The sequence below is a fragment of the Amycolatopsis eburnea genome (assembly GCF_003937945.1).
Lineage (GTDB): Bacteria > Actinomycetota > Actinomycetes > Mycobacteriales > Pseudonocardiaceae > Amycolatopsis > Amycolatopsis eburnea.
Genome location: NZ_RSEC01000036.1, coordinates 395,155 through 416,352, shown reverse-complemented (window position 1 = coordinate 416,352; position 21,198 = coordinate 395,155). Strand labels below are relative to the sequence as shown.

Sequence of the window (21,198 nt, the reverse complement as noted above, 5' to 3'; positions counted from 1 at the left end):
TCTTGGATCTGTTCGACTTCGGCAAGACCTGGGAGCTGATCACCGAGCTTTCCGGGGTGCAGACCGCGCTGGTGGCGGCGTTGATCCTCGGCCTGGTGGCCGGCGTGCTGGGCCCGCTGATCGTGATGCGGCGCATGTCGTTCGCGGTGCACGGCACGTCCGAGCTGGCCTTCACCGGCGGCGCGGCGGCGCTGCTGCTCGGGATCGGCGTCGAGTACGGCGCGCTGATCGGCGCGGTGGTGGCGGCGCTGCTGCTGGGCATCCTCGGCGCGCGCGACGCCGACCGCGACTCGGTGATCGGCGTGATCCTGTCGTTCGGCCTCGGCATGGGTGTGCTGTTCCTGTCGTTCTACAAAGGACGGTCCGGGAACAAGTTCGGCATCCTGACCGGCCAGATCATCACGATCGATTCGACGAACCTGACGTTGTTCGTGGTGTCGTCGGCGGTGGTGCTGGCGGTGCTGGCGCTGGTGTACCGGCCGCTGCTGTTCGCCTCGGTGGACCGGAACGTGGCGGTCGCGCGCGGGGTCCCGGTGAAGACGCTGACCGTGGTGTTCGCGCTGCTGGTGGGCGTTTCGACGGCGCTGAGCGTGAAGGTGGTCGGTTCGCTGCTGGTGGTCGCCTTGATGGTGACGCCCGCCGCGGCGGCGGCCCGCGTGACGGCGTCGCCGTGGAAGGCCACGGTGCTGTCGGTGGTGTTCGCGGAGGTGTCGGCGATCGGCGGGATCGTGCTGTCGCTGGCGCCCGGGTTGCCGGTGAGCGCGTTCGTGACGGCGATTTCGTTCCTGATCTACGTGGTCTGCCGGGTGATCGCCTGGCAGCGTGACCGCCGGACGAGGGTCCGGTCCGTCGACCCGGCCCCGGACCTCGTCGCGGCGGCTTGACCTACTGCACCTGGAGCGTGTCGCTGATCGCCGCATTGCCCCCGCTGGGGTAGCCGACGGACTGGTAGGCGGCCCGGCTCCGCTGCAGCACGCACGCGTTGCTCGGCGTCTGCCGGACCGAACGGGCCGGCACCGCGAAGTTCGTGATGTAGGCGCACAGGTAGTAGCTGCCGGACTTGTAGTAGTTGATGTTCACCCGGGACGGGATCCAGTTGTAGTCCGAGGCGTTGCCCAGGTGCACGGTGAAGTAGACCTCGTTGTTGTCCGCCCAGGCGCACGACTGCCAGTACAGCGCCGAGTTGCCGGGGGCGTACTGGTAACCGCTGCACACGTGCCCGAACTGGCCCGGAGCGACGATGACGTCGGCGGACGCGACGCCCGTGCCCGCGAACAGGCCGGCGAGCGAAAGAACGACCGCGGTGACGAACCGTTTCATGGTTTCCCCTCTGCTTGTCCCGATCGGCCGGTTGGCCGCCCGGAACACGCGCGGGTCGTCGCCGGGTTTAGGCGCGCCGCCGCCGTCACCCGGTCAGCCGAGCATCAGCAGGACTTGGAGCTCCCCGACCACGAACCCGATCACCCCGCCGACCGCGATCAGCTTCCACTCGTCCTGCCGGAACGCGGGCCGCAGCAGCCCCTCGAACTCCAGCGGCGTCAGCGCCAGCATCCGCTGCTCGATCACCTTCGCGACGTCCATCGCCTCGGTCAGGTAGCCCTCGGCGTACCGGGCCGTGTCCGGCAGCCGCTCCAGCGCCTTCACCGCCGCCGCGTGCTTCATCTCCTTCAGCCGTGTGCCGCCGACCGTCCAGGAGAGGGGCATCTGCTTGTCGACCGCGTCCGACACGAGGTGCTCGACCAGCGCCGCCAGGCGGTCGGCGCGCGGCCCGCGCAGGACCGCGTCCAGCAGGTTCTGGACCGTCAGCACCTCGTTCGCGATCAGCTCGCCGTACTGCCGCGCCACCTCCGCGCGCCGCCGCTGGAACTTGCCCTGGAAGATCACCCGGCCGACGCGGACCGGCTCGCGCGGGACGAAGATCAGCTTGATCGCCAGCCAGTCGGTGAACAGCCCGATCGCGCCGCCGAAGACCGGGAGCACCCACGGCTCGCGCGTGAGCGCCCAGACGATCGTCTGCACCAGGCCCAGCCCGAAGCCGAAGTAGATGCCCAGCCGCGCGATGAACGCCATCTCCGGGCGGGACGTCTCGCGGATCAGCCGGACCAGCAGCGCGCGGTCCCGCGTCAGCCGCTGGACCGTCATGTGCTGGACGTCGAGGACCTCGTCGAGGTGCTCGCGGACGTCGTCGAGGAACTCCCGCACCAGCCGCGGCGCCGACGCCTGGACCTGCTTGATCAGCATTTCCTGGGCCAGCGTCGGCATGACCTCCCACAGCCGCGGGTGGTGTTCGGCGAGCACCTCGCGCGCGATGTGGTCGACCGCGCGCAGCAGCGGCTGCTCCAGCTCGGTCGTGATGATCACCGGGTCGATCCGGTCGAGCACCTCGCGGAGGTCGAGGAGGTTCTCGGTCAGCAGCTCGGTCGCGACCGCCGCCATCCGCCCGCCGTGCTTCGGGACGACGCCCTGCCAGCCGAGCAGCGGCGGGATCCCGACGAAGTCCAGCGGCCGGAACATCATCTCGATGGCGACGCGCTTGGTGACGTAGCCGATCAGCGCCGCGATGAACGGCATCGCCGCGTAGACCGGCCAGTGCAGGGCGAGGTCGCGCAGGACAGCGTCCACCCCGACCTCCCTCGCAGTCCCGAGAGCGAAACCGTACCGGCTACCCGAGCAGCGCGAGCACCTGCAGTTCGCCCACGAGCCCGCCGATCACCGCGCCGACGGCGATCAGCTTCCACTCGTCCTGCCGGAACGCCGGCCGCAGCAGCTGCTCGAACTCGAGCGCGGTCAGCTTCCGCATCCGGTCGACGATCGTGTTGCGCACGTCGAGGGCGTTGATCGCGTAGTTCTCCGCGTACCGGATCGTCTCCGGCACGCGCTCCGCGGCCTTCGCCGCCGCCGTCTGCTTCATCTCCTGGAACTTCTTCGTCCCGACGGCGATGGCGACGAAGGGCTTGACCACGCTGGCCTGCGCGTCGATCGTCTTCTGCACCTCGCGGGTGATCATCGCGAACAGCTTGTCGGACTTCGGCCCGCGCAGCACGGCTTCCAGCAGGTTGGGAATGGTGATGATCTCGCGCGCGATCATGTCGCCGTAGTCGGCGGCCACCTGGTCGCGGCGCTTCTGGAAGATGCCCTGCCAGGTGTAGAGGCCGAAGAACCGCTTCGGCTCGCGCGGCAGGAAGATCATCTTCAGGGCCAGCCAGTCGGTGAACCAGCCGATGCCGAGGCCGAACAGCGGGAGCACGATCGGCGACTTCGTCAGCGCCCACACCACCAGCTGGACGCAGCCGAGGACGAACCCGAACCAGATGCCCGAGCGCGCGATGAACCGCATCTCGGGCCGCGAGATGTCCCGGATCAGCCGGTTGAGCAGCGCCTTGTCGCGCACGAGGTTCGTCACGACCATGTGCTTGAGGTCGAGCACGTCCTCGATGTTGTCGGCGATCTCCCGCATGATCTTGGTGATCGCCTTCGGCGCCTCGGCCTGGACGCGCTTGAGCAGCAGCTGCTGCGCGCCGTTCGGCAGGACCTCCCACAGCCGCGGCTGGTAGGTCTCCATCACCTCGCGCGTGACGTCCTCGACGACCCGCAGCAGCGGCTGCTCGATCTCCTTCGCCACCTGCGCCGGGTCGAGCCGGGCGAAGATCTCCTTGGGGTCGACGAGGTTCGTCGTCAGCATCTCGGTGGCCGTCGCCGCCATGCGCTCGGCGTTGGCCGGCAGCACGCCCTGCCAGCCGAACGGTTTGACGCCGACGAATTCGAGGGGCCGGAACATCATCTCGATGGCGACGCGCTTGGTGACGTAGCCGATCAGCGCCGCGATGAACGGCATGGTGACGTACACCTGCCAGTGCGTGCCGAAGTCCACCCGCGCACGCTATCGGCCCGCGATCAATGCAGCAGGAGCAGCACCTGGAGTTCACCCACCAGGCCACCGATCACCGCGCCGACCGCGATGAGCTTCCATTCGTCCTGCTTGAAGGCCGGCCGCAGGATGCCCTCGAACTCGATGGGCGTCAGCTGCTGCATCTTCCCGACGATCGTGTTCCGGACGTCGAGCGCGCCGGTGGCGTAGCTCTCGACGTGCTTGACCGTCTCGGGGAGGTACGCGATGACCTTCTCCGCCGCCGCGCGCTTCATCTCCTGGTACTGGCGGCCGCCGATGGTCAGCGCGACCAGCGGCTTGGCGATGCTCGCCTGCTGGTCGACCGTGCGCTGGACCTCGCGGGTGATCATCGCGAACAGCTTGTCGGCGCGCGGCCCGGTGAGCACGGCCTCCAGCACGTTCCGCACGGTGAGCACCTCGTCGGCGATCAGCGCGCCGTAGTCGGCGGCGACCTCCTGGCGGCGCTTCTGGAACATGCCCTGCCAGCGGAAGAAGCCGAACCCGCGCGGCTCGCGCGGGTAGAAGATCATCTTGAGGGCGAGCCAGTCGGTGACGAAGCCCGTGACGAAACCGAAGATCGGCATGATGAGCGGCTGCTTCGTCAGCGCCCACGCGACGAACTGGACGAGCCCGATCACGAACCCGAACCAGATCCCGGACCGCGCGATGAACTTGAACTCGGGCGCGGCGACCTCGCGGATCAGCCGGCAGGTCAGCGACTTGTCGCGGACCATGGCCCCGATGAGCATGTCGTTGACGTCGAGGACGTCGTCGATGTTGGCCGACACCTCCCGCATCAGCCGCTTGACGACGGCCGGCGCCTGCGCCTGGACCTGCTCGACGAGCAGCCGCTGGGCCCGCGTCGGCAGCAGTTCCCAGAGCCGCGGCTGGTAGGTCTCCATGACTTCGCGGGTGACTTCTTCGACGGCCTTGAGCAGTGGCGGTTCGAGCTCTTTGACCATTTCCTCCGGATCGAGGCGGCTGAAGATCTCCTGCGGGTCGACGAGGTTGCGGGTCAGCAGGTCGACGGCGGTGGTGGCCATCCGCCGCGCGTTCGCCGGGATGACGCCCTGCCAGCCGAGGAACGGCCGGATCCCGACGAAGTCCAGCGGGCGGAACATCATCTCGATGGCCACCCGCTTGGTCAGGTAGCCGATGAGGGCGGCGATGAGCGGCATGGTGGCGTAGACGTGCCAGTGCGCGCCGATGTCGGCGAGTATGTCCACAGTGGCCTCCTCGCCGTTAACCGCTGGTCAACAAGCTCAGGATGCCATGCGTCACCGGGGGTTCCAAAATCCGTGATGCATCCGTTTGGCGGTACGTCCGGACGGTCCCCGGCTCACTAAGGTGTGCCGATGGTCGCGCCTGAGAAGCCCCAGTCCGCCCCGAAGACCACCCAGTTCGCGGTCGGTGTCCGCGGCTACAACCAGCGCCAGGTCGACGAGCGCCTCGCCGAGCTGACCAAGGAGATGCGCGAAACGGCGCGCAGCCGCGACGAAGCCGTCGCGACGTCCTCGGACCTCACGAAAGCCCTGGCGTACGCGCAGAAGGAGCTGGCCGAGACGAAGGCCGCCCTCGCGCGGATGAGCTCGAGCCCGTCCGGCGCGGGCGCCATGGCCGAGCGCGTCCGGATGATGATGCAGCTCGCCGAAGAGGAGATCGCCGACCTGCGCGCGGCCGCCGAAGCCGACGCAGCTTCCACCCGCGACCAGGCCGACAAGTACGCGCACGAAACCCGCCGCACGGCCGACAAGCTGGCGAAGGACGCGGAGGAAGAGCGCGCCCGCCTGCTGTCGGAGGCGAAGGGCGAGATCGAGAAGCTGAACGCGGCGGCGGGCGCGAAGCGCGTCGAGCAGGCCGCGGCGGCGGAGCGCGCCCGCAAGGAAGCGGACGCGAAGGCCGAAGCGGCGGCGGCCGCGGCGCGGCAGGAAGCCGACCGGGTGGCGGCGGAGGAGCTGGCGCGGAAGAAGAAGGCGTTCGAGGACGAGTACGCGGCGAAGCGGAAGGCGTTCGAGGACGAGGTCGCGCGGAAGCAGCAGGAGACGGAGTCGGCGTTGACGTCGGCCCGTGCGCAGCAGACCGAGGCCGACCGGAACCGGAAGCTGGCTCTGGACCTGCGCAAGAAGGTCGCCGAGCGGATCGCGGCGACGGACGTGGCGGTTCAGGAGGCCATGCGCCTGCTGGCGCCGGTGGAGGAGGCGCCGTCGAACGGCGACCGCAAGCCGAGCCCGGCACCTGCTCCGGCTCCGGCGGCCAAGGGCTGAGCGGCGCGGACGCGACCCCGGCGTAGGGCGGGGGCGTGGCTGGACCAGAGTGGTGCGCATGATCCTCGAGACCGAGCGTGCCGCCGTCTGCGCCTACGCCCGCCGGATGGCCGGTGACGGCCTCGTCGTCGGCACCTCCGGAAACGTGTCCGTGCGGGGCGGTGACCTCGTCGCCGTCACGCCGACCGGGGTCGCGTACTCGAGCATGACGCCGGCCGACGTCGCCGTTGTCGACCTCGGTGGGCAGGTCGTCGACGGCTCGCTCAAGCCGACCAGTGAGCTGCCGATGCACCTGTCGGTCTACTGGGACGTGCGCGACCCGGACGGTGAGCCGGTCACCGCGGTCGTCCACACGCACGCGCCGCACGCCACCGCCGCGTCGACGCTCGTGCGCGAGCTGCCGCCGATCCACTACATCATCGCGACGATCGGCCCGTCGGTGCGCGTCGCGCGCTACGCGACGTACGGCACCCCCGAGCTGGCCTCGGCGGTGCTCGAGGCCCTCGAAGGGCGCCGCGGCTGCCTGATGGCCAACCACGGCACGCTCACCTACGGCGACGGCCTCGAAGCCGCCTACCACCGGGCGCAGCAGCTCGAGTGGGCGTGCCGCGTGTGGCTGCTCGCGCAGAGCGCCGGCCGGCCGAGCCTGCTCCCGCCGCCCGAGGTGGCGAAGGTCGTCGACCGGCTGCGCGGCTACGGGCAGGGCTAGTGCGGGACGGTCTGGTTGACGACCATGATCAGGCCGAGCACCAACGCGAGGAACGACAGCACGGCACCGATCGCGGCCAGCGGCTTGCCGCCGCGGCGCCCCACGCAGCCGAGGACCCCGAGGACGAGACCGGCCAGCCCGAACGGGAACGCGACGTACGCCCGGAAGCCGGTCATGTCCACCGGCAGGAACGGCAGCACGAGCGCGAGCAGGCCGAGGACCAGCGCGGCCACGCCGAGCCCGGGTCCCTTCGGCGGCGGCACCGGCCCGCCGGGGCCGGGCCACTGCGGAGCGGGCGGGTGACCGGGGTACTGGCCGTAGGTCATGCGGACTCCTCGACGACGCGGGCGCTACGCCGAATGCCTACCAGCCGCCGCCCGTCGCCACGGCGGAAACCGCGAAAGTCGCTAAGACGCCAGCGCGTCGACCGCGTGCACCGCGTCCAGCAGTTCCACCACCGTCGGGTCGTCGACCGCCTCCTTGATGCACTGCCACAGCTGGAGGTTCGCCGTCGCCCAGCGCGAGTACGTCGCCGCCGCCTCCGGGTTGTAGAAGTAGTAACCCTCGTCGTGGACGTCGCACTGCTCGCCGACGATCTTGTCCGCCAGCTCGCGCAGGCTCAGCCCGTTCTCGCGCAGGTACCGGTGGGCCAGCACGACCGGCGTCACCGGGAGCGCCTTGAACAACGTGTCGGCGTCGCTCAACGCCTGCGCCTCCAGCGAAATGTCGCGGCCGCGGGTGGCCATTTCCGCCTCGTCGACGATCTCGTCGATCCACCGCGAAACCCGCGGCGGCACCCCGCACCCGGCGAGGATTTCCAGGCGCAGGTTCCGGCCCGCCGACGCGGGTGAGTTCCGGAGCACCAGGTAGTTGACGTCGTGCACGAGCGCGGCGACTTCGACCACCGCGGGGTCGGCCCCGTTGTGGCGGGCGAAATGACCCGCCTTCGCGCGGACGAAACTGACGTGGTGCCAGCCGTGGAACTGCAGCCGCCCGGCGTACTGGCGGCAAAGCCGGTGGACCCGGTCTTCGACGGCGTCGACGATCACGTGGTCGATCGTGCTTTCCTGCGTGCGCATACACCTCTCCCATCCCGGCCGTGGTGTTCAGACGGGTGGAGTAATGGTAAGCGCCGCTGACGCCGGTGTGTAGCTAGATGCGGTCGGCCAATTCCCCCAATCGGCTCTCCACCGGAACGTGACGATGCCCGATTCCGCTGGCGGGATCGAAAGAAAGGCTGAAACTGCTCACGGGCCGTGATTTCACCAGGAAAGTCATCGTCCCGGTGGCCGCTTCGGGGATCCGGTGGAACTGGTCGGCGAGCATGGTCGCGCAGTCGCCGGCCTGGCACAGGGCCCGGCGGCGCAGGCGCGCGGACTCGATCAGGCCGGTGCCGGCGTCGATCGTCGTTTCGTACCTTTCGTGGAAGTAGTCACCACGGAGAATGGTGGTGCAGAAGTGGTACCTGTGGTTGTGCACCGAATCGGCGTAGCCCTCCCGCCAGTCCTCCTGGGCCTTGTATTCGTGCAGCCAGAAGGAAAACGGGTCGGCCGGCGAATCCAGCAGGCACCAGGCGAAGTGCGTGGTCGTTTCCCGCGACGAGCGCAGCACCTTCGTCGCTTGCGCGCCGGAGAGCGTGCGCAGCTGGTTCCGCAGTTCGTCGCGCAGGCCGGATTGCGCGGCCCACGGCCGGAACCAGCCGTCGACCGCGCGCCATTCGGTGGCGAGCGGAAACTGGGCCGTGCGCAGGCGCGTGGCCAGTTCGGAGAGGGGGGACAGGCGGGTGAGCAAGGTCAGCTCCCTAGCTCGGCGACTTCGGAGAACTCCGCGCGGAAGGCGTGGAACTTGGCCTCCAGCTCGCGGAACTGCTCCTCGGACAGCGGGGATCCGGTGATCTTTTCGAACAGCGCCAGGAAATCCGTCCGCGTCGTCGCGGACGTGATGCGGAAGTGGCGGCCGGTCCGGGACTGCGAGACGCGCACGAATTCGGCGCGCTCCATGTTGTAGAGGAAGGAACCCTCGGTGAACCGCAGGGACCGCGGGTACAGCTTCGTGGCGCCGCGGACGTCGCTGTAGAGCGACACCCACACGCTGTCGTCGAACAGCTCGAGGCGGTCCAGCGGCGGGTCGGCGACCACGGTGATGTCGACCGACGCGCAGCGGCTGCGCGCCAGGAAGAGGCCGACGAGCCCGATCCGGATCTCTTCGTCGAGCCGGGTCTGGATCTGTTCGTAGTCGACGTCGCCGGCCTCGCGGCGCAACAGGTAGCGGGCGCGCCCGCTGATCGAGGTCGCGTCGCGCGGATCGGCGATGACGGCGCGCAGTTCGCGTTCGGTGCGGGAAAGCAGCAGGCGGGCGGCCGCGTGCCGCCCGGAGAAGCCGCGGAAGAAGTACTGCCGCGTGTGGTCGAGGTCGGCCATCAGCCCGCGGTTGAACGCGGGGTCGGGGTCGGTGGTCGCCTCGAACACGTCGGTGGGGAAGAACTCCTTGTTCAGCGCGCGGTATTCGGCGCTGAGGTCTTCCAGCGCGCGCCTGCTCTCTTCGATCACCGGGGTCACCAGTGCCTTTTGCGAAGCGCTGGCGGTGATCAGCGTGGTGCCGAACCCCACGATCGCGGAGATCAGGGTGCCGGTGCCCAGCGACGTCACCAGGTTCTTCCCGGTGCCGGGGTCCATCAGGCCGGCGACCCAGAGGCTGAGGCCGGCGACGACGACGAGCACGGTGAGGAGCAAGCTCGTCCTGGTCCAGAAGATCTCCTGCAGTGGGGTGCGGCGGCGGGGTCCGCCTTCCGCGGCCACTTGCTTCACCTCCCTCGAACCACTCGAACAGACGAATGCAAATAGTGTCTGTTCGAGTGCGCGGAGTCACTTTACGCGCCTGAGGGGGCCTGCGAAATAAGAAGTTCGGGGGACAGCGTGCGCCGCCGAACGTCACTCTCGGCAATAATTAACCAGATCTCCCGGTTTCCCGAAAACGGCGGGAAACCGGGCTCAGAGCGTGGCCGGGAGGCCCTTTTCGTACCAGCCGGGGCCGGGGCGGACGGTCTTCAGGAACTCGACGACGACCGGCGCGGGCGCCGGGTGGATCTCCGGGTGATCGCGTTCGCCGCGCCCGGTGTCGACCGGCCAGGCCAGTTTCTCCTCGTCGAGCGAAAACTCCCCGCGAGCGCCCGTGCGGTTGCCGCGGGCGTCCAGCCGTGACCACAGCTCGCGCAGGTACACGGCATTCAGCCCGTGCAGCGCGGAGAGCTCCTGGTAGCAGAAGCCGGCCGGAATCCCTTGCGCCCGAAGCAAAGCGGCGAGCAGGTGCGCCTTCGCGTGGCAGATCCCGACGCGCTCGCGGAGCACGTCCGACGCCCGCCAGGTGACGCGCGGGTCGCGCGCGTCGATGACGTGTTCGACCTCGTCCCGCACGAACCGGAACGCGGCCTTGGCCGGATCTCCGTTCGTGGCGCGCAAAGCGTCCACCCGCGCGCGGATCAGCGGGTGCCGGTGGTCGACGACGTCGTCGGCGGCGAGGTAGTCGCTCAGCCGATCGGAGGTGGGCGCGGGAACGGGACTCATCCGGCCATCGTGACAGGTGCGGCCATTCGGGCGAGACGTGTTTTCCGCCGCGGACACGCTCCGCGTCCGGCGACTACGGAACGTAGAAATCGGGCGGGAACCCCGTCCAGCACAGCTCGGCGGGCAGGTGGCTCTGGTCGTTGTAGGTCAGCAGCGCGGCGGGCCGCGCCGGCGAGTACCGGATGACGGTGAGGGCGGCGTTGGCGTGGTTGAGCGCGAGCCACCGCCACGGCGGCGCGTCCTGCGACGCGCGAACGAGCCAGCCGGCGAGGAAGTTGTGCGTGACGAGAACCTCGTACCGCGGCTCGGTTCCCGGCACCGGCCCGCTGAACCGGCGTTCGGCCTCGGCGGCGAGTTCTTCGTCGGCGGGCGGGAGACTGCGGGCGAAGGCGAGCAGCACCCCGGCGGCGGTTTCGGGCAGCTCCTCGCGCTTCGGCACGTAGGGAACGAAGTCCCCGGCGGCTTTTTCGACGTGGACGGGAACCCCGGGCAACTGCGCGGCGATGAGCTCGGCGGTCCGCGCGGCGCGTGGCAGCGGACCGTGGTGGATCGCGGTGACGGGAACGTCGCGCAGCCGCCGCCCGAGCAGAACGGCTTGCCGCCGGCCGGCTTCGGTGAGCTCGCCGGACGGGGTCGCGTCGCCGTGCCGGGTGAGGAACAGGTACCGCGTGGTCAGCACGGTCCTCAGGCTTTCACGTCCCGATCTTGCGCCCCCCGAAGGGCTTGCGACGGCGCCCCGGCTTCTCCCGCTCGGCGCCGGAGCTGAGGACGGTGGTGAAGAACCCGAGGGCGGCGACGAGGACGGGGGCAAGGACTTCGGCCTTGAGCAAGGGAGAGGCGGGGTTGGTCTGGTAGACGTAGAAGGCGCCGAAGGCGACGAGGATGAGCGGGAGCAGACCGAGCCCGAGCCGGAGCGCGCCGGAGAGCCAGAGGCGCCAGCGAGTGGACCGTTCGACCTCGTCCGCGTCGGCGCGGTCCCATTCGCCCCACTGTTCTCGCCCGGCGGTGACGAGCAGGTGCGCCACCTCGTCGGCGACTTCGACGCGCGTCGTCGCCTTCGGGAGCAGGCACTCCCTGGACAGGAGCCGGGCCCGGGCCGCCATCCCGGCGAACTCGTGCTGGACGCGCTGGGTGAGCGAGGCCCTGACCACGGGGGCGAAGTACGCGGTCAAGTGCTGGGGAAGGAAGCGCTCGACGCAGATGGCGACGTGCTCCAGGCTGTCCGAGGTGCTTCTCAGGCAGTGGGGTTCCGGCTCGTTGCTCAACCACCAGTGCGCCTCGGCGAGGGTCTCGGTGATCTCGGCGGAGGTCCACCTGGCCCACGAGAAGCGGTAGGCGGCCTGCGAGAGCACGCGGCCCAGCTGGGAGAGGCAACCCAGGACGAACAGCGTGACCACGGCGATGAAGATGCCGGACGACAGCCCGAGGCCCCAGAGCGTCGGCCACCGCAGCAGCCACCAGCCCGCGATCAGGAACGCGCCCAGCCCGAGCAGACCGAGCAGGGCTTTCCCGGCTGGGGAAACCGGAGCGCGAACCGCCGACGCGCTGTCCGCGACGAAACAGACGCCGAGACTCGTGATGACGGCGATGGCGGCGTACGCGACCCGGCGCAGCACCGAACCGTCGGCGTAGAACACCGCGCCGCCGCCCGCACCGGCCAGGATCGCGACGGCCAGGAAAAGTGCCACCCGGTCGACGACTTCGTCGCTGCGCCGGACGTCACCCCAGATCTGGTAGGCGCCGATGCGGAGGACCGATTCCCGGATCCGGGCCGGGAGCTCCGGGTCGTCGGGTGCCAGGCGCCGGGCCTGAGCGGAAGCCCACAGCGCGTCGCGGCCGTTGGTTTCGCGGAGCAGGCGGTAGTACACCGGGCGGAGGCGCAGCGCGGACAGCAGGAACTTGCCCTTGGCGTAGCGGGCCAGCTCTTCGTCCGTGATCGGTTCTTCGTGGGTGTCCACGGACAAAGGAGTCGCGTGCGGGCGCGGGTCTGCTACAAGGTCACGGCACGGGGACGAGGCTGCCTTCGGGGCCGTGGCTGGGGACGAAGTGGGCTTTCAGCTTGATGGGGGCCGGGTGCGGGACCAGCACCATCGAAGCGAACGGCGTGATCGTGTGCTCGTAGCCGCTGTTGGTGTGGAGGTGGGCGCTCACGTGGACGTTGCGGTCCGCCGGGATCTCGAACGTGACCGAACCCCAGGAGACGATGTACTGGCGGCCGTCGATGCTGGCTATCGGGGCGTACGCGCGGACCGTGTGGCCGAGGTGCGGGATTTCCAGGGTGAGGAGACGGCGGGGGCCGGTGTGGTTGTCCACGTACGGGATCACGCCTGGGACTTTGGCCAGGTCGACGGGGTCGGTCATGGGGGGATTGTCCCATCGGCCCGGTCCGCCGATCGTTCAACGGCCACGTCCCCGCGTCAAGGCGGGAAAGCGTGCCTTGACCCGGCGACGTGGCCGCTGAGGATGGCTTCGTACCGGGTCGGTGGGTGGGGTCTGGCCGGGGGCGGGTGAAGCTGGCTCGTGTCAGTTCCAGGGCTCCCCGCCGAGCAGCTCCGCTGCTTCGGAGCACAAGGCGCGGCCGGCGAGCTGGTTGTCGCTTGGGTCCAGACCGAGGTGGCGGGTTGCGCGAGCGGCGACCTCTCGCCGGCTCGGCCCCTCCTCGATGCGCCAGCTGCGGATCATCTTGGTTAGTTCAGGGGACATCTCGATCGTCACCGGATCAGAACTGGTAGTACAGGAACGGGCTGAACGAACTCTGCCACCGCAACCCCGTCCGCGTCATCAGCGCCCGCTTCGCCTTCGCCGTCACAGTCAGCACCGGGGCTGCGATACGCGGCGTTGCCGCTCAACCCAACGTCTGATCCGGGCCGAGCGAGGCACGCACCACAGCGCTAGGTGCAAGTGAAATGCATCACATCCTTACGGGTTGGGTTCGTCAGGGGTGCGGATCTTAGTGGACGTCAGTGGACAGCAATGGACGTCAATGGACGACAACGGTCGGCAATGGACGCCAAGGGAACTGGCGATCACCCGCGCAAAAAGCAAGATCATGTCGCGTTGGTAGTTGCATCGACTCGTTCTTGGGCGCACACTGCGTATATCGCGCTGGCGCCAGCGACGATCTTCATCTGAGTTCGATCCTCAAGCCTTGGTTCGTGAGGATCAAAGCTTGGGTTGGGCTCTGGCCACTACGAGCAGGAAGGCGACAAAATTAAGTGTCCGCACGGCGATATGGCCTGCCCATGTCGGAAGTATAGGTCCCGGTGGAAGAAGTGGAAGCTTCTTCCACCGGGTACCGTTGGCACGTTAGTCCAGGTGGTCAGGATCCTCCAAGACCTGTTCGACCACCTGTACCGGTGAGCTAAACCCCCTGGTCAGGCCGCTCTGGGTGGCGTCGGCTGGGGGGTTTAGCGCTTTGCGTCAACATTGACATTGTATCAGGGAGCTATGTCGGGAACTAGTTCTCGAACTAGTTCGGAAACTATGACGGGAACTATGTCGGGATGAACGTCGGAAACTATGTCGGGAACTAGTTCTGGAACTAGTTCGGAAACTATGACGGGAACTATGTCGGGATGAACGTCGGAAACTATGTCGGGAACTAGTTCTGGAACTAGTTCGGAAACTACGACGGGAACTATGTCGGGATGAACGTCGGAAACTGCGACGGAAGTCTGACCTAATGGCACTTCTGTCGAACTTGGCTCTATGGGATCAAGGCGCGCCGCCGAACGGCGGCGCGCTGGTCACCTTGCGTTGGTGGGCTCTGGGCCCATACGACACGGACGGACGGCCCGCCGCTCCGCTTCGGCCGCCGGTCGCGGGCCGAGCCCGCCGAGCGCGGCCGGGCACAGAGTGCCGCCGAAAGCCCGCCTCAGCCCCGGAGGCCAGCTCTGGCAGGTGGCCGGCCACGCAACGCTTGTCACAAACCCCGCCGACCCGAACGCCGGATCGTCCAACGGCCGCCACGCGACGGCCGCTTGGATGGCTGCCTATCGGGACGACGGGGAGACGCGGTCGAGGCCCGCTCAGGCCGTCTCCAGGCCGTCTGGCAACGGGCCGGGATGAGAAGTCCGGAGAAGCGCCGAGAGCTGAAACCGCAGGTAGAGGGCGGTTTCAGCTGCCGAAGATCCACTCTTCCAGGAGCGGACATTAGAACTGGTAGTACAGGAACGGGCTGAACGTTCCCGTCGCGATCAGGATCGCCGCGTACAGCAGGCCCGCCGTCATCACGCCGATGCGCAGGGCCGTGGCCGGGCGGCTGCGGGACGACTCCAGCAGCGGGCCCGTCACCGGGTGGGCCGGCAGGAGGAACACCGCCAGTGCCGCCAGCAGCAGGACCAGGCGCTGGTTCGTGAACGCCTGCTCCACTCCGGCGCCCAAGCCCTCGAAGTCCGGGATCAGCATGTGGCCGATCATCGACAACGCGTGGCCCAGGTCCGCCGAACGGAAGAACACCCAGCCGAACACCACCAGGAGCATGGTCAGGGCTCGGCGCAGGTGGCGTTTCCACGGTGTCGCCGGGTCGAGGTCGAGGCCGAAGCGGCGCTCGATCACCAGGAGGGCGCCGTGGTAGCAGCCCCACACCAGGAACGTCCACTGGGCGCCGTGCCAGAAGCCCGTCAGGACGAACACGATGCAGAGGTTGCGGTACGTCTGGGCCGCTCCGTTCCGGTTGCCGCCCAGTGGGATGTACACGTAGTCGCGGAACCAGCGGCTGAGGCTCATGTGCCAGCGGCGCCAGAACTCCGTGATCGTCACCGACGAATACGGCCTCGCGAAGTTCTCCGGCAGCCGGAAGCCCAGCATGCGGCCGAGGCCGATCGCCATGTCCGAATAGCCCGAGAAGTCGAAGAACAGCTGCAGGGTGTAGCCGATCGCGCCCAGCCACGCCGTCGCGAACGTCATCTGGTCCGGCGGGACCTTGAAGCACGCCTCCACCAACGGGCTCAGCGAGTCCGCGATGATCGTCTTCTTGCACAGGCCGAGCGCGAACCGCGGGAAGCCCGCCGCGATGTCGTCGAGGCGGTGGGACCTCGGCTGGGGGAGCTGGTCGGCGATCTCGCGGTAGCGCACGATCGGGCCCGCCACCAGCTGCGGGAACATCGCGATGTACGCCGCGAACGACACCGGGTTGCGCAGCGCCTGGCGCTCGCCGCGGTAGATGTCGACCACGTACGAGATGTGGTGGAACGTGTAGAACGAGATGCCGATCGGGACGACCAGGCTCGCGACCGGCACGCTGCCGCCGAACCAGTGCGCCACCGCCGCGATCTGCTGGGTCGCGAAGCCCGCGTACTTCCAGATCAGCAGCACCGCGACGTCCAGCGACACCACCGCGATCAGGATGCGGCGCCGCCGGACGCCGTGGACGTCCCACGGGCTCGGGGCCAGCAGCGGGCCGGCCGCGAAGTTCACGACCATGCAGCCGAGCAGCAGGAACACGAACCCGCCGGCGCCGATCGTGTAGAACAGCAGGCTGCCGACCGCGATGATGCCGTTGCGCCAGCTCCGCGGGCACACCAGCACGGCGATGAGCACCGCCGGCATGAAGTACCACAGGAAAAGTGGCGATACGAACGACATCGGGTCCCCTCGGTTTATCCGACGGTGACCTTAACCCGACCGGGTGGTGGTGTCAGACCCGACCGGCGACACGGCGGCGTCGCGCCACCTCGGCGAGCAGCACGCCGGCCGCCACCGAGGCGTTCAGCGACTCCACGCCCGCCGCCATCGGGATCGACACCGTCGCGTCGCACGTCTCCCGGACCAGCCGCGACAGGCCGCGGCCCTCCGAGCCCAGCACGATGACCAGCGGGTCCGCCGCCAGCGAGAGCTCGTCGATGTCGACCGAGCCGTCCGCGTCCAGGCCGACGAGCATCAGGCCCTCGTTCGCCCACGCCTTGAGCTGTCGCGTGAGGTTCGTCGCCACCGCGATCGGGAGCTTCGCCGCCGTGCCCGCGCTCGTGCGCCACGCGACCGCCGTCATGCCCGCGCTGCGCCGTTCCGGCAGCAGGACACCCTGCGCGCCGAACGCCGCCGCCGAGCGGATCACCGCGCCCAGGTTGCGGGGGTCGGTGACGCCGTCCAGCGCGACGAACAGCGGGGTCGAGCCCGAGTCGCGGGCGGCCGCCATCAGGTCGTCCGGGTGGGCGTACTCGAACGGCGGGACCTGCAGGCCCAGGCCCTGGTGCATGGCCCGGTTCGTCTTGCGGTCCAGCTCCTCGCGCGGGATCTCCAGGATCGAGATGCCCTTGTCGCCGGCCAGCCGGACGGCCTCGTTGACGCGCTCGTCGATGTCGATGTTCAGCGCGACGTACAGCGCCGTGCCCGGGACGTCCGCGCGCAGCGCCTCGACCACCGGGTTGCGCCCGGCGATCAGCTCCGGCTTGTCGGCCTTCTTCTGCCGGGCCTGGTCGCGCTTGGTCGCCGCGTTGGCCGCGCGGTAGGCCTTGTGCCCGGGGCGGTCCTCCGCCTTCGGGGTCGGCCCCTTGCCTTCGAGGGCCTTGCGGCGCTGACCGCCCGAGCCGACGACGGCGCCCTTCTTGGTGCCCGTCTTGCGGATCGCGCCCTGGCGCCGCGAATTGCCTGCCATGGTGAAAGTTTCCTTGCGTTGCTCAGTCGGCCTTGACGGTCCACTGAGGACCGTTGGGGGTGTCCTCCACCACGATGCCCGCCTGCTGGAGGCGGTCACGGGCGGCGTCCGCGCGGGCGAAGTCCTTCTCGGCCCTGGCCTGCTGGCGCTCGGCCAGCAGGCTTTCGACGAGGAAGCCCAGCGCCTCCTTGGTGGGCGTGTCGGAACCGCCCGCCTCGGACCAGCGCGCGGACAGCGGGTCGAGGCCGAGCACGTCGGTCATCGCGCGGACGGCCGCGGCGAGTTCGAGTGCCTTCGGGGTGTCGCCCGCGTCGAGAGCGGCGTTACCGTCGCGGACCGTGTTGTGCACCACGGCGAACGCCTGCGGGGTGGCCAGGTCGTCGTCGAGCGCGTTCGCGAACCCGCCGGGCAGCGTGCCGATGCCGACCTCGCCGGACCCGGCCGCGCGCCGCAGGAACGTCTCGATCCGCCGGTAGCCCTGCGCGGCCTCGGTGACCGCCGCTTCGGAGTACTCGATGTTGGACCGGTAGTGCGGCTGCACCAGGTAGTACCGCAGCTCGACCGCCCGGTAGCGCTCCAGCATCGCCGGGATCGTCACGGTGTTGCCCAGCGACTTCGACATCTTCTCGCCGGACATGGTCACCCACGCGTTGTGCAGCCAGTAGCGGGCGAACGGGTCGCCGACGGCGTTCGACTGGGCGCGCTCGTTCTCGTGGTGCGGGAAGATCAGGTCGATCCCGCCGCCGTGGATGTCGAACTCCGCGCCCAGGTACGCCGTGGCCATGGCCGAGCACTCGAGGTGCCAGCCCGGCCTGCCGTCGCCCCACGGCGTCGGCCACGACGGCTCGCCCGGCTTGGCGCTCTTCCACAGCGTGAAGTCGCGCGGGTCCTGCTTGCCGCGGGTCGGCGTCTCGCCCTGCTGGACGTCGTCGAGGCCCTGGCGCGACAGCTCGCCGTAGTGGTCGAACGACTTCACCGAGAAGTAGACGTCGCCTTCGGTCGCGTACGCGTGCCCCTGGTCGATCAGGCGCTGCATCAGCTCGACCATCTGGGTGACGTGCCCGGTCGCGCGCGGGTTGATCGACGGCGGCAGGCAGCCGAGCTGGTCGTAGGCCTGCTCGAAGGCGCGCTCGTGCGTCGCCGCCCACTCCCACCAGGGACGGCCGGCGTCGGCGGCCTTGGTGAGGATCTTGTCGTCGATGTCGGTGACGTTGCGGACCAGCAGCACGTCCAGTCCACTGTGGACCAGCCAGCGGCGCAGGACGTCGTAGTTCAGCGCGCCGCGGATGTGCCCGATGTGCGGCACGCCCTGCACGGTGGCACCGCACACGTAGATCGACGCCGTTCCGCTACGGACGGGGTGGAACTCCCGCACGCTCCGGGTCGCTGTGTCGAAAAGGTGTAGGGCCACCCTCAAAGGGTACGGGGTCGGCGTGAGCCGCGTCGCAGGCCCTCAGCCGATGCCGAAGCCGCGCAACGCCATGAGCAGGGCATCCGGCCGTTCGGCCGTCGGCAGCGGGTCGACCAGCGCGAACTCGCAGCCCAGCGCGCGGGCGCCGCCGTCGGCCTCCTCGCTGTCGCCGACCATCAGCGTCTCGGTGGCCGGCACGCCGAGGCCCTCGACCGCTTTGCGGAAGATCTCCAGCTCCGGCTTGACCGCTCCGACCTCGAACGACAGCACGAACTCGTCGACGTAGGCGTCCCACCCGCGGGCGGTGAAGGCGGGCCGGATGTCGAAGGCGATGTTGCTGAGCACCCCCACCTTGAGGCCCCGTTCGGACGCGGCCTTCAGCGCGGCCTCGGTGTCCGGGTACGGCGTCCACTGGCCGGGATCGATGAGCCGCTCGTACAGCGCGACGGCCTCCTCGCGCCGCGGGACGCCCGACTTGCCGAGCACCTCGAGGTACACCTTCCGGTGCAGCGCGGGGTCGCGGTCGCGGTGCTGCCACGCGTGCAGGTGCTCGGCGTCCAGCTCGACGACCTGACCGACCGGGGCGGTCATCCGGCGCATCAGCTCGGCCTGCGCCTCGATGTCCAGCGGCGAGCCGGAGTGGTCGGTGAGGTCGGCGAGCCAGGTCTCGTCCTGTTCCAGCCGGAACAGGGTGCCGGAGTAGTCGAACAACACCGCCTTGATGGTCATGGTTTCAGCCTATCGGGGACATCAGGCCGAATGCCCTGTGATGTGTTCGGGCACGACGCGCACCAGCACGCGCACGACCTCCGGCGGCTCGGGCGGGAAGACCCCGCCGGTGTACTTGCGGGCCAGCTCGTCGTTCAGCTCGGGCCCGCCCTCGGCGCTGACCTCGGCGCGGCCGCGGATCTCGACGTAGTTCTCCGGATCGGCCAGGTCGAAGACGGACAGCGACACCCGCGGGTCGCGGCGGATGTTGCGCTCCTTGCGCCGCCCCCGGACGGTCACGAACAGCACGGTGTCGCCGTCGCGCATGGCCCAGACGACGGAGCTCTGCGGCGAGCCGTCGGCGTTGGTGGTGGCCACGACCGGGTAGTTGCGGCCGTCGAGCAGGGCCTTGGTGGCCTCGTTGAATGTCACACCCATGGCCCGGACCCTATTTGACGTTGCCGGCGATCTTGGCGACCTTGAGCCGGACCACGACGCGCTCGGCCTCGGGGCCTTCGGGCGGCGGGTCCTGGCCGAGGTACTTGTGGCTCAGCGCCTTGGGGAGCGCTTTCCCGGGGTCCGGGGTGATCTCGGCGGTGCCGCGCAGCTGGGCGTGCCGATACGGGTCCCCGGCGTCGGTGATCGAGACGCTGAGGCGGGGGTCGCGCCGCAGGTTGCGGACCTTGCGCCGGTCCTCGGTCGCGCTGAAGACGAGGTCGCCGTCGTCGAGCCCGACCCAGACGACGGAGGTCTGCGGCCCGCCGTCGGCGTCGAGGGTGGCGACGGTGGCGAAGTTCTTCCCGTCGATCAGCGCGCGGACGGCGTCGGGGAGGGTGAGGGACATATCACGCCGAACGGGCTCCGGCGGGGTCCTATTCCGGAGGCCCACCGGAGCCGCTCACGCCGAACGGGCCACCTTGGGGCGGCTACTCGGCCGCCAGCAGCAAGGCCGTCGCGAAGGCCGCGATGCCCTCACCTCGGCCGGTCAAGCCTAAGCCGTCCGACGTAGTGCCGGACACGCTCACCGGGCCGCCCACCGCCGCCGACAGGACCTCCTGCGCCTCTTCGCGCCGCTTGCCCACCCGGGGCGCGTTGCCGACGATCTGGACCGTGGCGTTGCCCACGCGCCAGCCCGCGGCCTCGATCAGGGTCCTGACCTCGGCGAGCATGTCCGCGCCGTGGGCGCCGTCCATGCGGGGGTCGCCGGTGCCGAACACCGCGCCGAGGTCGCCGAGGCCCGCTGCGGAGAGCAGGGCGTCGCACAGCGCGTGGGATGCGACGTCGCCGTCCGAGTGACCCGCGCAGCCGTCGGCCTCCGGCCACATCAGGCCCGCCATCCAGCACTCGCGGCCCGGTTCGATCGGGTGGACGTCGACCCCGTTGCCGATCCTCACAGCGTCTCCTCGTTCTTCGGTGCCGCCGCGATCGCCTCGGCCAGGGAAAGTTCGAAATCGGTGGTGACGCGCATCGCGTCCGGGTGGCCCGGCACGGTCGCCGCGCCCACCGGGACCGCCGTCGTGAAGCCGGCGGCGAGGAACGCGTCGAGCGTGAAGCCGATCGGCGTCTGGGCCGTCCGCAGGCGGGAGCGGTCCTCCGTGCCGACGATGAGCGACGCGTCGTCGGTCACCTTCACCGTGTCGGCCATCGGCAGCACCGGGACGACGACGCCGGCGTCACCGACGGCGTCGATCACGTCACGCACGGTTTGCGCAGGAATGAAGGCACGCAGAGCGTCATGGAGGAGTACAACTGAGTCACGGGGAACTTCGGGCTCGACGACGGCGAAGGCCTGCCGGAGCGAGCCGGGGACGACCCGGCACGGAAGCCCGTCGAGGGCTTCGGAATACGACTTCGCACACCGCTGGGGGGCCGCCACGAGCACCGAAGAGATTTCCGGTACGTCGAGCAGCCCCCGCACGGTGTGCGTGAGTAGCGCCTCACCATGGACCGGCGTGAGAGCGAGCTCCCAGTCGGAGGCATGATGTGCGACGGTCACGATCACGACGACGTTCATCGGTTCGCGATCGTAGAGGCAGCCGCCCGCCGGGCGAGCGAGCCG

The 21,198-nt window shown here is 69.5% G+C and carries 24 protein-coding genes; 3 read left to right on the top strand and 21 right to left on the bottom strand.

All coding sequences use genetic code 11. The features are described from left to right. The first annotated feature begins 2 nt into the window (after nt 1-2). Entirely contained in the window at nt 3-884 is an 882-nt protein-coding gene (locus tag EIY87_RS14520; RefSeq protein WP_125308226.1) for a metal ABC transporter permease, read from the top strand. Nucleotide 885: 1 nt separating this feature from the next. On the opposite strand, the gene EIY87_RS14515 is transcribed toward EIY87_RS14520, so the two are convergent. The 4 genes from EIY87_RS14515 to EIY87_RS14500 all read right to left on the bottom strand — a co-directional run bounded on the left by EIY87_RS14515 (nt 886) and on the right by EIY87_RS14500 (nt 5,067). Continuing rightward, the gene (locus tag EIY87_RS14515; RefSeq protein ID WP_125308225.1) at nt 886-1,320 is read right to left on the bottom strand and encodes a hypothetical protein; all 435 of its coding nucleotides are present in this window, start codon (nt 1,318-1,320) and stop codon (nt 886-888) included. A 93-nt stretch (nt 1,321-1,413) separates the two neighbouring features. Beyond that, on the bottom strand, nt 1,414-2,622 hold the full coding sequence (locus tag EIY87_RS14510) for a DUF445 domain-containing protein (RefSeq protein ID WP_125308224.1): 1,209 nt from the start codon (nt 2,620-2,622) through the stop codon (nt 1,414-1,416). A gap of 40 nt (nt 2,623-2,662) precedes the next feature. Continuing rightward, nucleotides 2,663-3,835 carry a DUF445 domain-containing protein gene (locus tag EIY87_RS14505; protein WP_125309753.1) on the bottom strand — a complete coding sequence of 391 codons (1,173 nt, stop codon included), beginning with the start codon at nt 3,833-3,835 and terminating at the stop codon, nt 2,663-2,665. A gap of 59 nt (nt 3,836-3,894) precedes the next feature. After that, entirely contained in the window at nt 3,895-5,067 is a 1,173-nt protein-coding gene (locus EIY87_RS14500; protein ID WP_191984156.1) for a DUF445 domain-containing protein, read from the bottom strand. A 177-nt stretch (nt 5,068-5,244) separates the two neighbouring features. On the opposite strand from EIY87_RS14500, the gene EIY87_RS14495 reads away from it, so the two are divergent. After that, nucleotides 5,245-6,153 (top strand): coiled-coil domain-containing protein, encoded by a 909-nt coding sequence (locus tag EIY87_RS14495; protein ID WP_125308222.1) that lies wholly within the window; start codon nt 5,245-5,247, stop codon nt 6,151-6,153. Nucleotides 6,154-6,211: 58 nt separating this feature from the next. Continuing rightward, a complete protein-coding gene (locus tag EIY87_RS14490) occupies nt 6,212-6,862 on the top strand; it encodes a class II aldolase/adducin family protein (protein ID WP_125308221.1) in 651 nt (216 codons plus the stop codon). Here EIY87_RS14490 and EIY87_RS48350 read toward each other — a convergent pair. The 17 genes from EIY87_RS48350 to EIY87_RS14405 form a co-directional block, all read right to left on the bottom strand. Beyond that, the gene (locus EIY87_RS48350) at nt 6,859-7,188 is read right to left on the bottom strand and encodes a hypothetical protein (RefSeq protein WP_225439869.1); all 330 of its coding nucleotides are present in this window, start codon (nt 7,186-7,188) and stop codon (nt 6,859-6,861) included. The two genes, EIY87_RS14490 and EIY87_RS48350, sit on opposite strands and share 4 nt — an antisense overlap. A gap of 81 nt (nt 7,189-7,269) precedes the next feature. Then, on the bottom strand, nt 7,270-7,941 hold the full coding sequence (locus EIY87_RS14480; RefSeq protein ID WP_125308220.1) for an HD domain-containing protein: 672 nt from the start codon (nt 7,939-7,941) through the stop codon (nt 7,270-7,272). Between the two features lie 73 nt (nt 7,942-8,014). Beyond that, entirely contained in the window at nt 8,015-8,653 is a 639-nt protein-coding gene (locus EIY87_RS14475; protein ID WP_125308219.1) for a hypothetical protein, read from the bottom strand. A 2-nt stretch (nt 8,654-8,655) separates the two neighbouring features. After that, nucleotides 8,656-9,669 carry a hypothetical protein gene (locus EIY87_RS14470; RefSeq protein WP_163046628.1) on the bottom strand — a complete coding sequence of 338 codons (1,014 nt, stop codon included), beginning with the start codon at nt 9,667-9,669 and terminating at the stop codon, nt 8,656-8,658. A 183-nt stretch (nt 9,670-9,852) separates the two neighbouring features. Then, nucleotides 9,853-10,425 (bottom strand): transglutaminase domain-containing protein, encoded by a 573-nt coding sequence (locus EIY87_RS14465; RefSeq protein WP_125308218.1) that lies wholly within the window; start codon nt 10,423-10,425, stop codon nt 9,853-9,855. Nucleotides 10,426-10,498: 73 nt separating this feature from the next. Continuing rightward, nucleotides 10,499-11,104, bottom strand: a complete 606-nt coding sequence (locus EIY87_RS14460) for a histidine phosphatase family protein (RefSeq protein WP_125308217.1) — start codon at nt 11,102-11,104, stop codon at nt 10,499-10,501. 13 nt (nt 11,105-11,117) lie between these two features. After that, nucleotides 11,118-12,383 (bottom strand): hypothetical protein, encoded by a 1,266-nt coding sequence (locus EIY87_RS14455; protein WP_125308216.1) that lies wholly within the window; start codon nt 12,381-12,383, stop codon nt 11,118-11,120. Nucleotides 12,384-12,423: 40 nt separating this feature from the next. Further along, nucleotides 12,424-12,786, bottom strand: a complete 363-nt coding sequence (locus EIY87_RS14450; RefSeq protein WP_125308215.1) for a hypothetical protein — start codon at nt 12,784-12,786, stop codon at nt 12,424-12,426. 162 nt (nt 12,787-12,948) lie between these two features. After that, a complete protein-coding gene (locus EIY87_RS14445) occupies nt 12,949-13,140 on the bottom strand; it encodes a hypothetical protein (RefSeq protein WP_125308214.1) in 192 nt (63 codons plus the stop codon). A 1,437-nt stretch (nt 13,141-14,577) separates the two neighbouring features. Beyond that, nucleotides 14,578-16,011, bottom strand: a complete 1,434-nt coding sequence (locus EIY87_RS14440; protein WP_125308213.1) for an MBOAT family O-acyltransferase — start codon at nt 16,009-16,011, stop codon at nt 14,578-14,580. A gap of 52 nt (nt 16,012-16,063) precedes the next feature. Beyond that, nucleotides 16,064-17,020, bottom strand: a complete 957-nt coding sequence (gene rlmB, locus EIY87_RS14435) for a 23S rRNA (guanosine(2251)-2'-O)-methyltransferase RlmB (protein ID WP_125308212.1) — start codon at nt 17,018-17,020, stop codon at nt 16,064-16,066. Nucleotides 17,021-17,042: 22 nt separating this feature from the next. After that, nucleotides 17,043-18,431 (bottom strand): cysteine--tRNA ligase, encoded by a 1,389-nt coding sequence (gene cysS / locus EIY87_RS14430; RefSeq protein WP_125308211.1) that lies wholly within the window; start codon nt 18,429-18,431, stop codon nt 17,043-17,045. 42 nt (nt 18,432-18,473) lie between these two features. Then, nucleotides 18,474-19,160 (bottom strand): HAD family hydrolase, encoded by a 687-nt coding sequence (locus EIY87_RS14425; RefSeq protein WP_125308210.1) that lies wholly within the window; start codon nt 19,158-19,160, stop codon nt 18,474-18,476. A 21-nt stretch (nt 19,161-19,181) separates the two neighbouring features. Beyond that, complete coding sequence (locus tag EIY87_RS14420) at nt 19,182-19,577, bottom strand: PPOX class F420-dependent oxidoreductase (RefSeq protein ID WP_125308209.1); 396 nt, start codon at nt 19,575-19,577, stop codon at nt 19,182-19,184. Nucleotides 19,578-19,587: 10 nt separating this feature from the next. Next, nucleotides 19,588-19,983: a PPOX class F420-dependent oxidoreductase gene (locus EIY87_RS14415; RefSeq protein WP_125308208.1), complete on the bottom strand. Its 396-nt coding sequence runs from the start codon at nt 19,981-19,983 to the stop codon at nt 19,588-19,590. 82 nt (nt 19,984-20,065) lie between these two features. Next, nucleotides 20,066-20,533, bottom strand: a complete 468-nt coding sequence (ispF, locus tag EIY87_RS14410; RefSeq protein WP_125308207.1) for a 2-C-methyl-D-erythritol 2,4-cyclodiphosphate synthase — start codon at nt 20,531-20,533, stop codon at nt 20,066-20,068. After that, nucleotides 20,530-21,153 (bottom strand): IspD/TarI family cytidylyltransferase, encoded by a 624-nt coding sequence (locus EIY87_RS14405; protein WP_125308206.1) that lies wholly within the window; start codon nt 21,151-21,153, stop codon nt 20,530-20,532. Before EIY87_RS14405 ends, ispF begins: the two co-directional genes overlap by 4 nt. Nucleotides 21,154-21,198 lie beyond the last annotated feature (45 nt).

Coding starts and splice junctions, on each gene's coding strand:
- EIY87_RS14515 (WP_125308225.1), bottom strand. CDS start 1,320: ATGAAACGGTTCGTCACCGCGGTCGTTCTTTCGCTCGCCGGCCTGTTC.
- EIY87_RS14505 (WP_125309753.1), bottom strand. CDS start 3,835: ATGCCGTTCATCGCGGCGCTGATCGGCTACGTCACCAAGCGCGTCGCC.
- EIY87_RS14500 (WP_191984156.1), bottom strand. CDS start 5,067: ATGCCGCTCATCGCCGCCCTCATCGGCTACCTGACCAAGCGGGTGGCC.
- EIY87_RS14495 (WP_125308222.1), top strand. CDS start 5,245: ATGGTCGCGCCTGAGAAGCCCCAGTCCGCCCCGAAGACCACCCAGTTC.
- EIY87_RS14490 (WP_125308221.1), top strand. CDS start 6,212: ATGATCCTCGAGACCGAGCGTGCCGCCGTCTGCGCCTACGCCCGCCGG.
- EIY87_RS48350 (WP_225439869.1), bottom strand. CDS start 7,188: ATGACCTACGGCCAGTACCCCGGTCACCCGCCCGCTCCGCAGTGGCCC.
- EIY87_RS14480 (WP_125308220.1), bottom strand. CDS start 7,941: ATGCGCACGCAGGAAAGCACGATCGACCACGTGATCGTCGACGCCGTC.
- EIY87_RS14465 (WP_125308218.1), bottom strand. CDS start 10,425: ATGAGTCCCGTTCCCGCGCCCACCTCCGATCGGCTGAGCGACTACCTC.
- EIY87_RS14450 (WP_125308215.1), bottom strand. CDS start 12,786: ATGACCGACCCCGTCGACCTGGCCAAAGTCCCAGGCGTGATCCCGTAC.
- EIY87_RS14440 (WP_125308213.1), bottom strand. CDS start 16,011: ATGTCGTTCGTATCGCCACTTTTCCTGTGGTACTTCATGCCGGCGGTG.
- rlmB (WP_125308212.1), bottom strand. CDS start 17,020: ATGGCAGGCAATTCGCGGCGCCAGGGCGCGATCCGCAAGACGGGCACC.
- EIY87_RS14425 (WP_125308210.1), bottom strand. CDS start 19,160: ATGACCATCAAGGCGGTGTTGTTCGACTACTCCGGCACCCTGTTCCGG.
- EIY87_RS14420 (WP_125308209.1), bottom strand. CDS start 19,577: ATGGGTGTGACATTCAACGAGGCCACCAAGGCCCTGCTCGACGGCCGC.
- EIY87_RS14415 (WP_125308208.1), bottom strand. CDS start 19,983: ATGTCCCTCACCCTCCCCGACGCCGTCCGCGCGCTGATCGACGGGAAG.
- EIY87_RS14405 (WP_125308206.1), bottom strand. CDS start 21,153: ATGAACGTCGTCGTGATCGTGACCGTCGCACATCATGCCTCCGACTGG.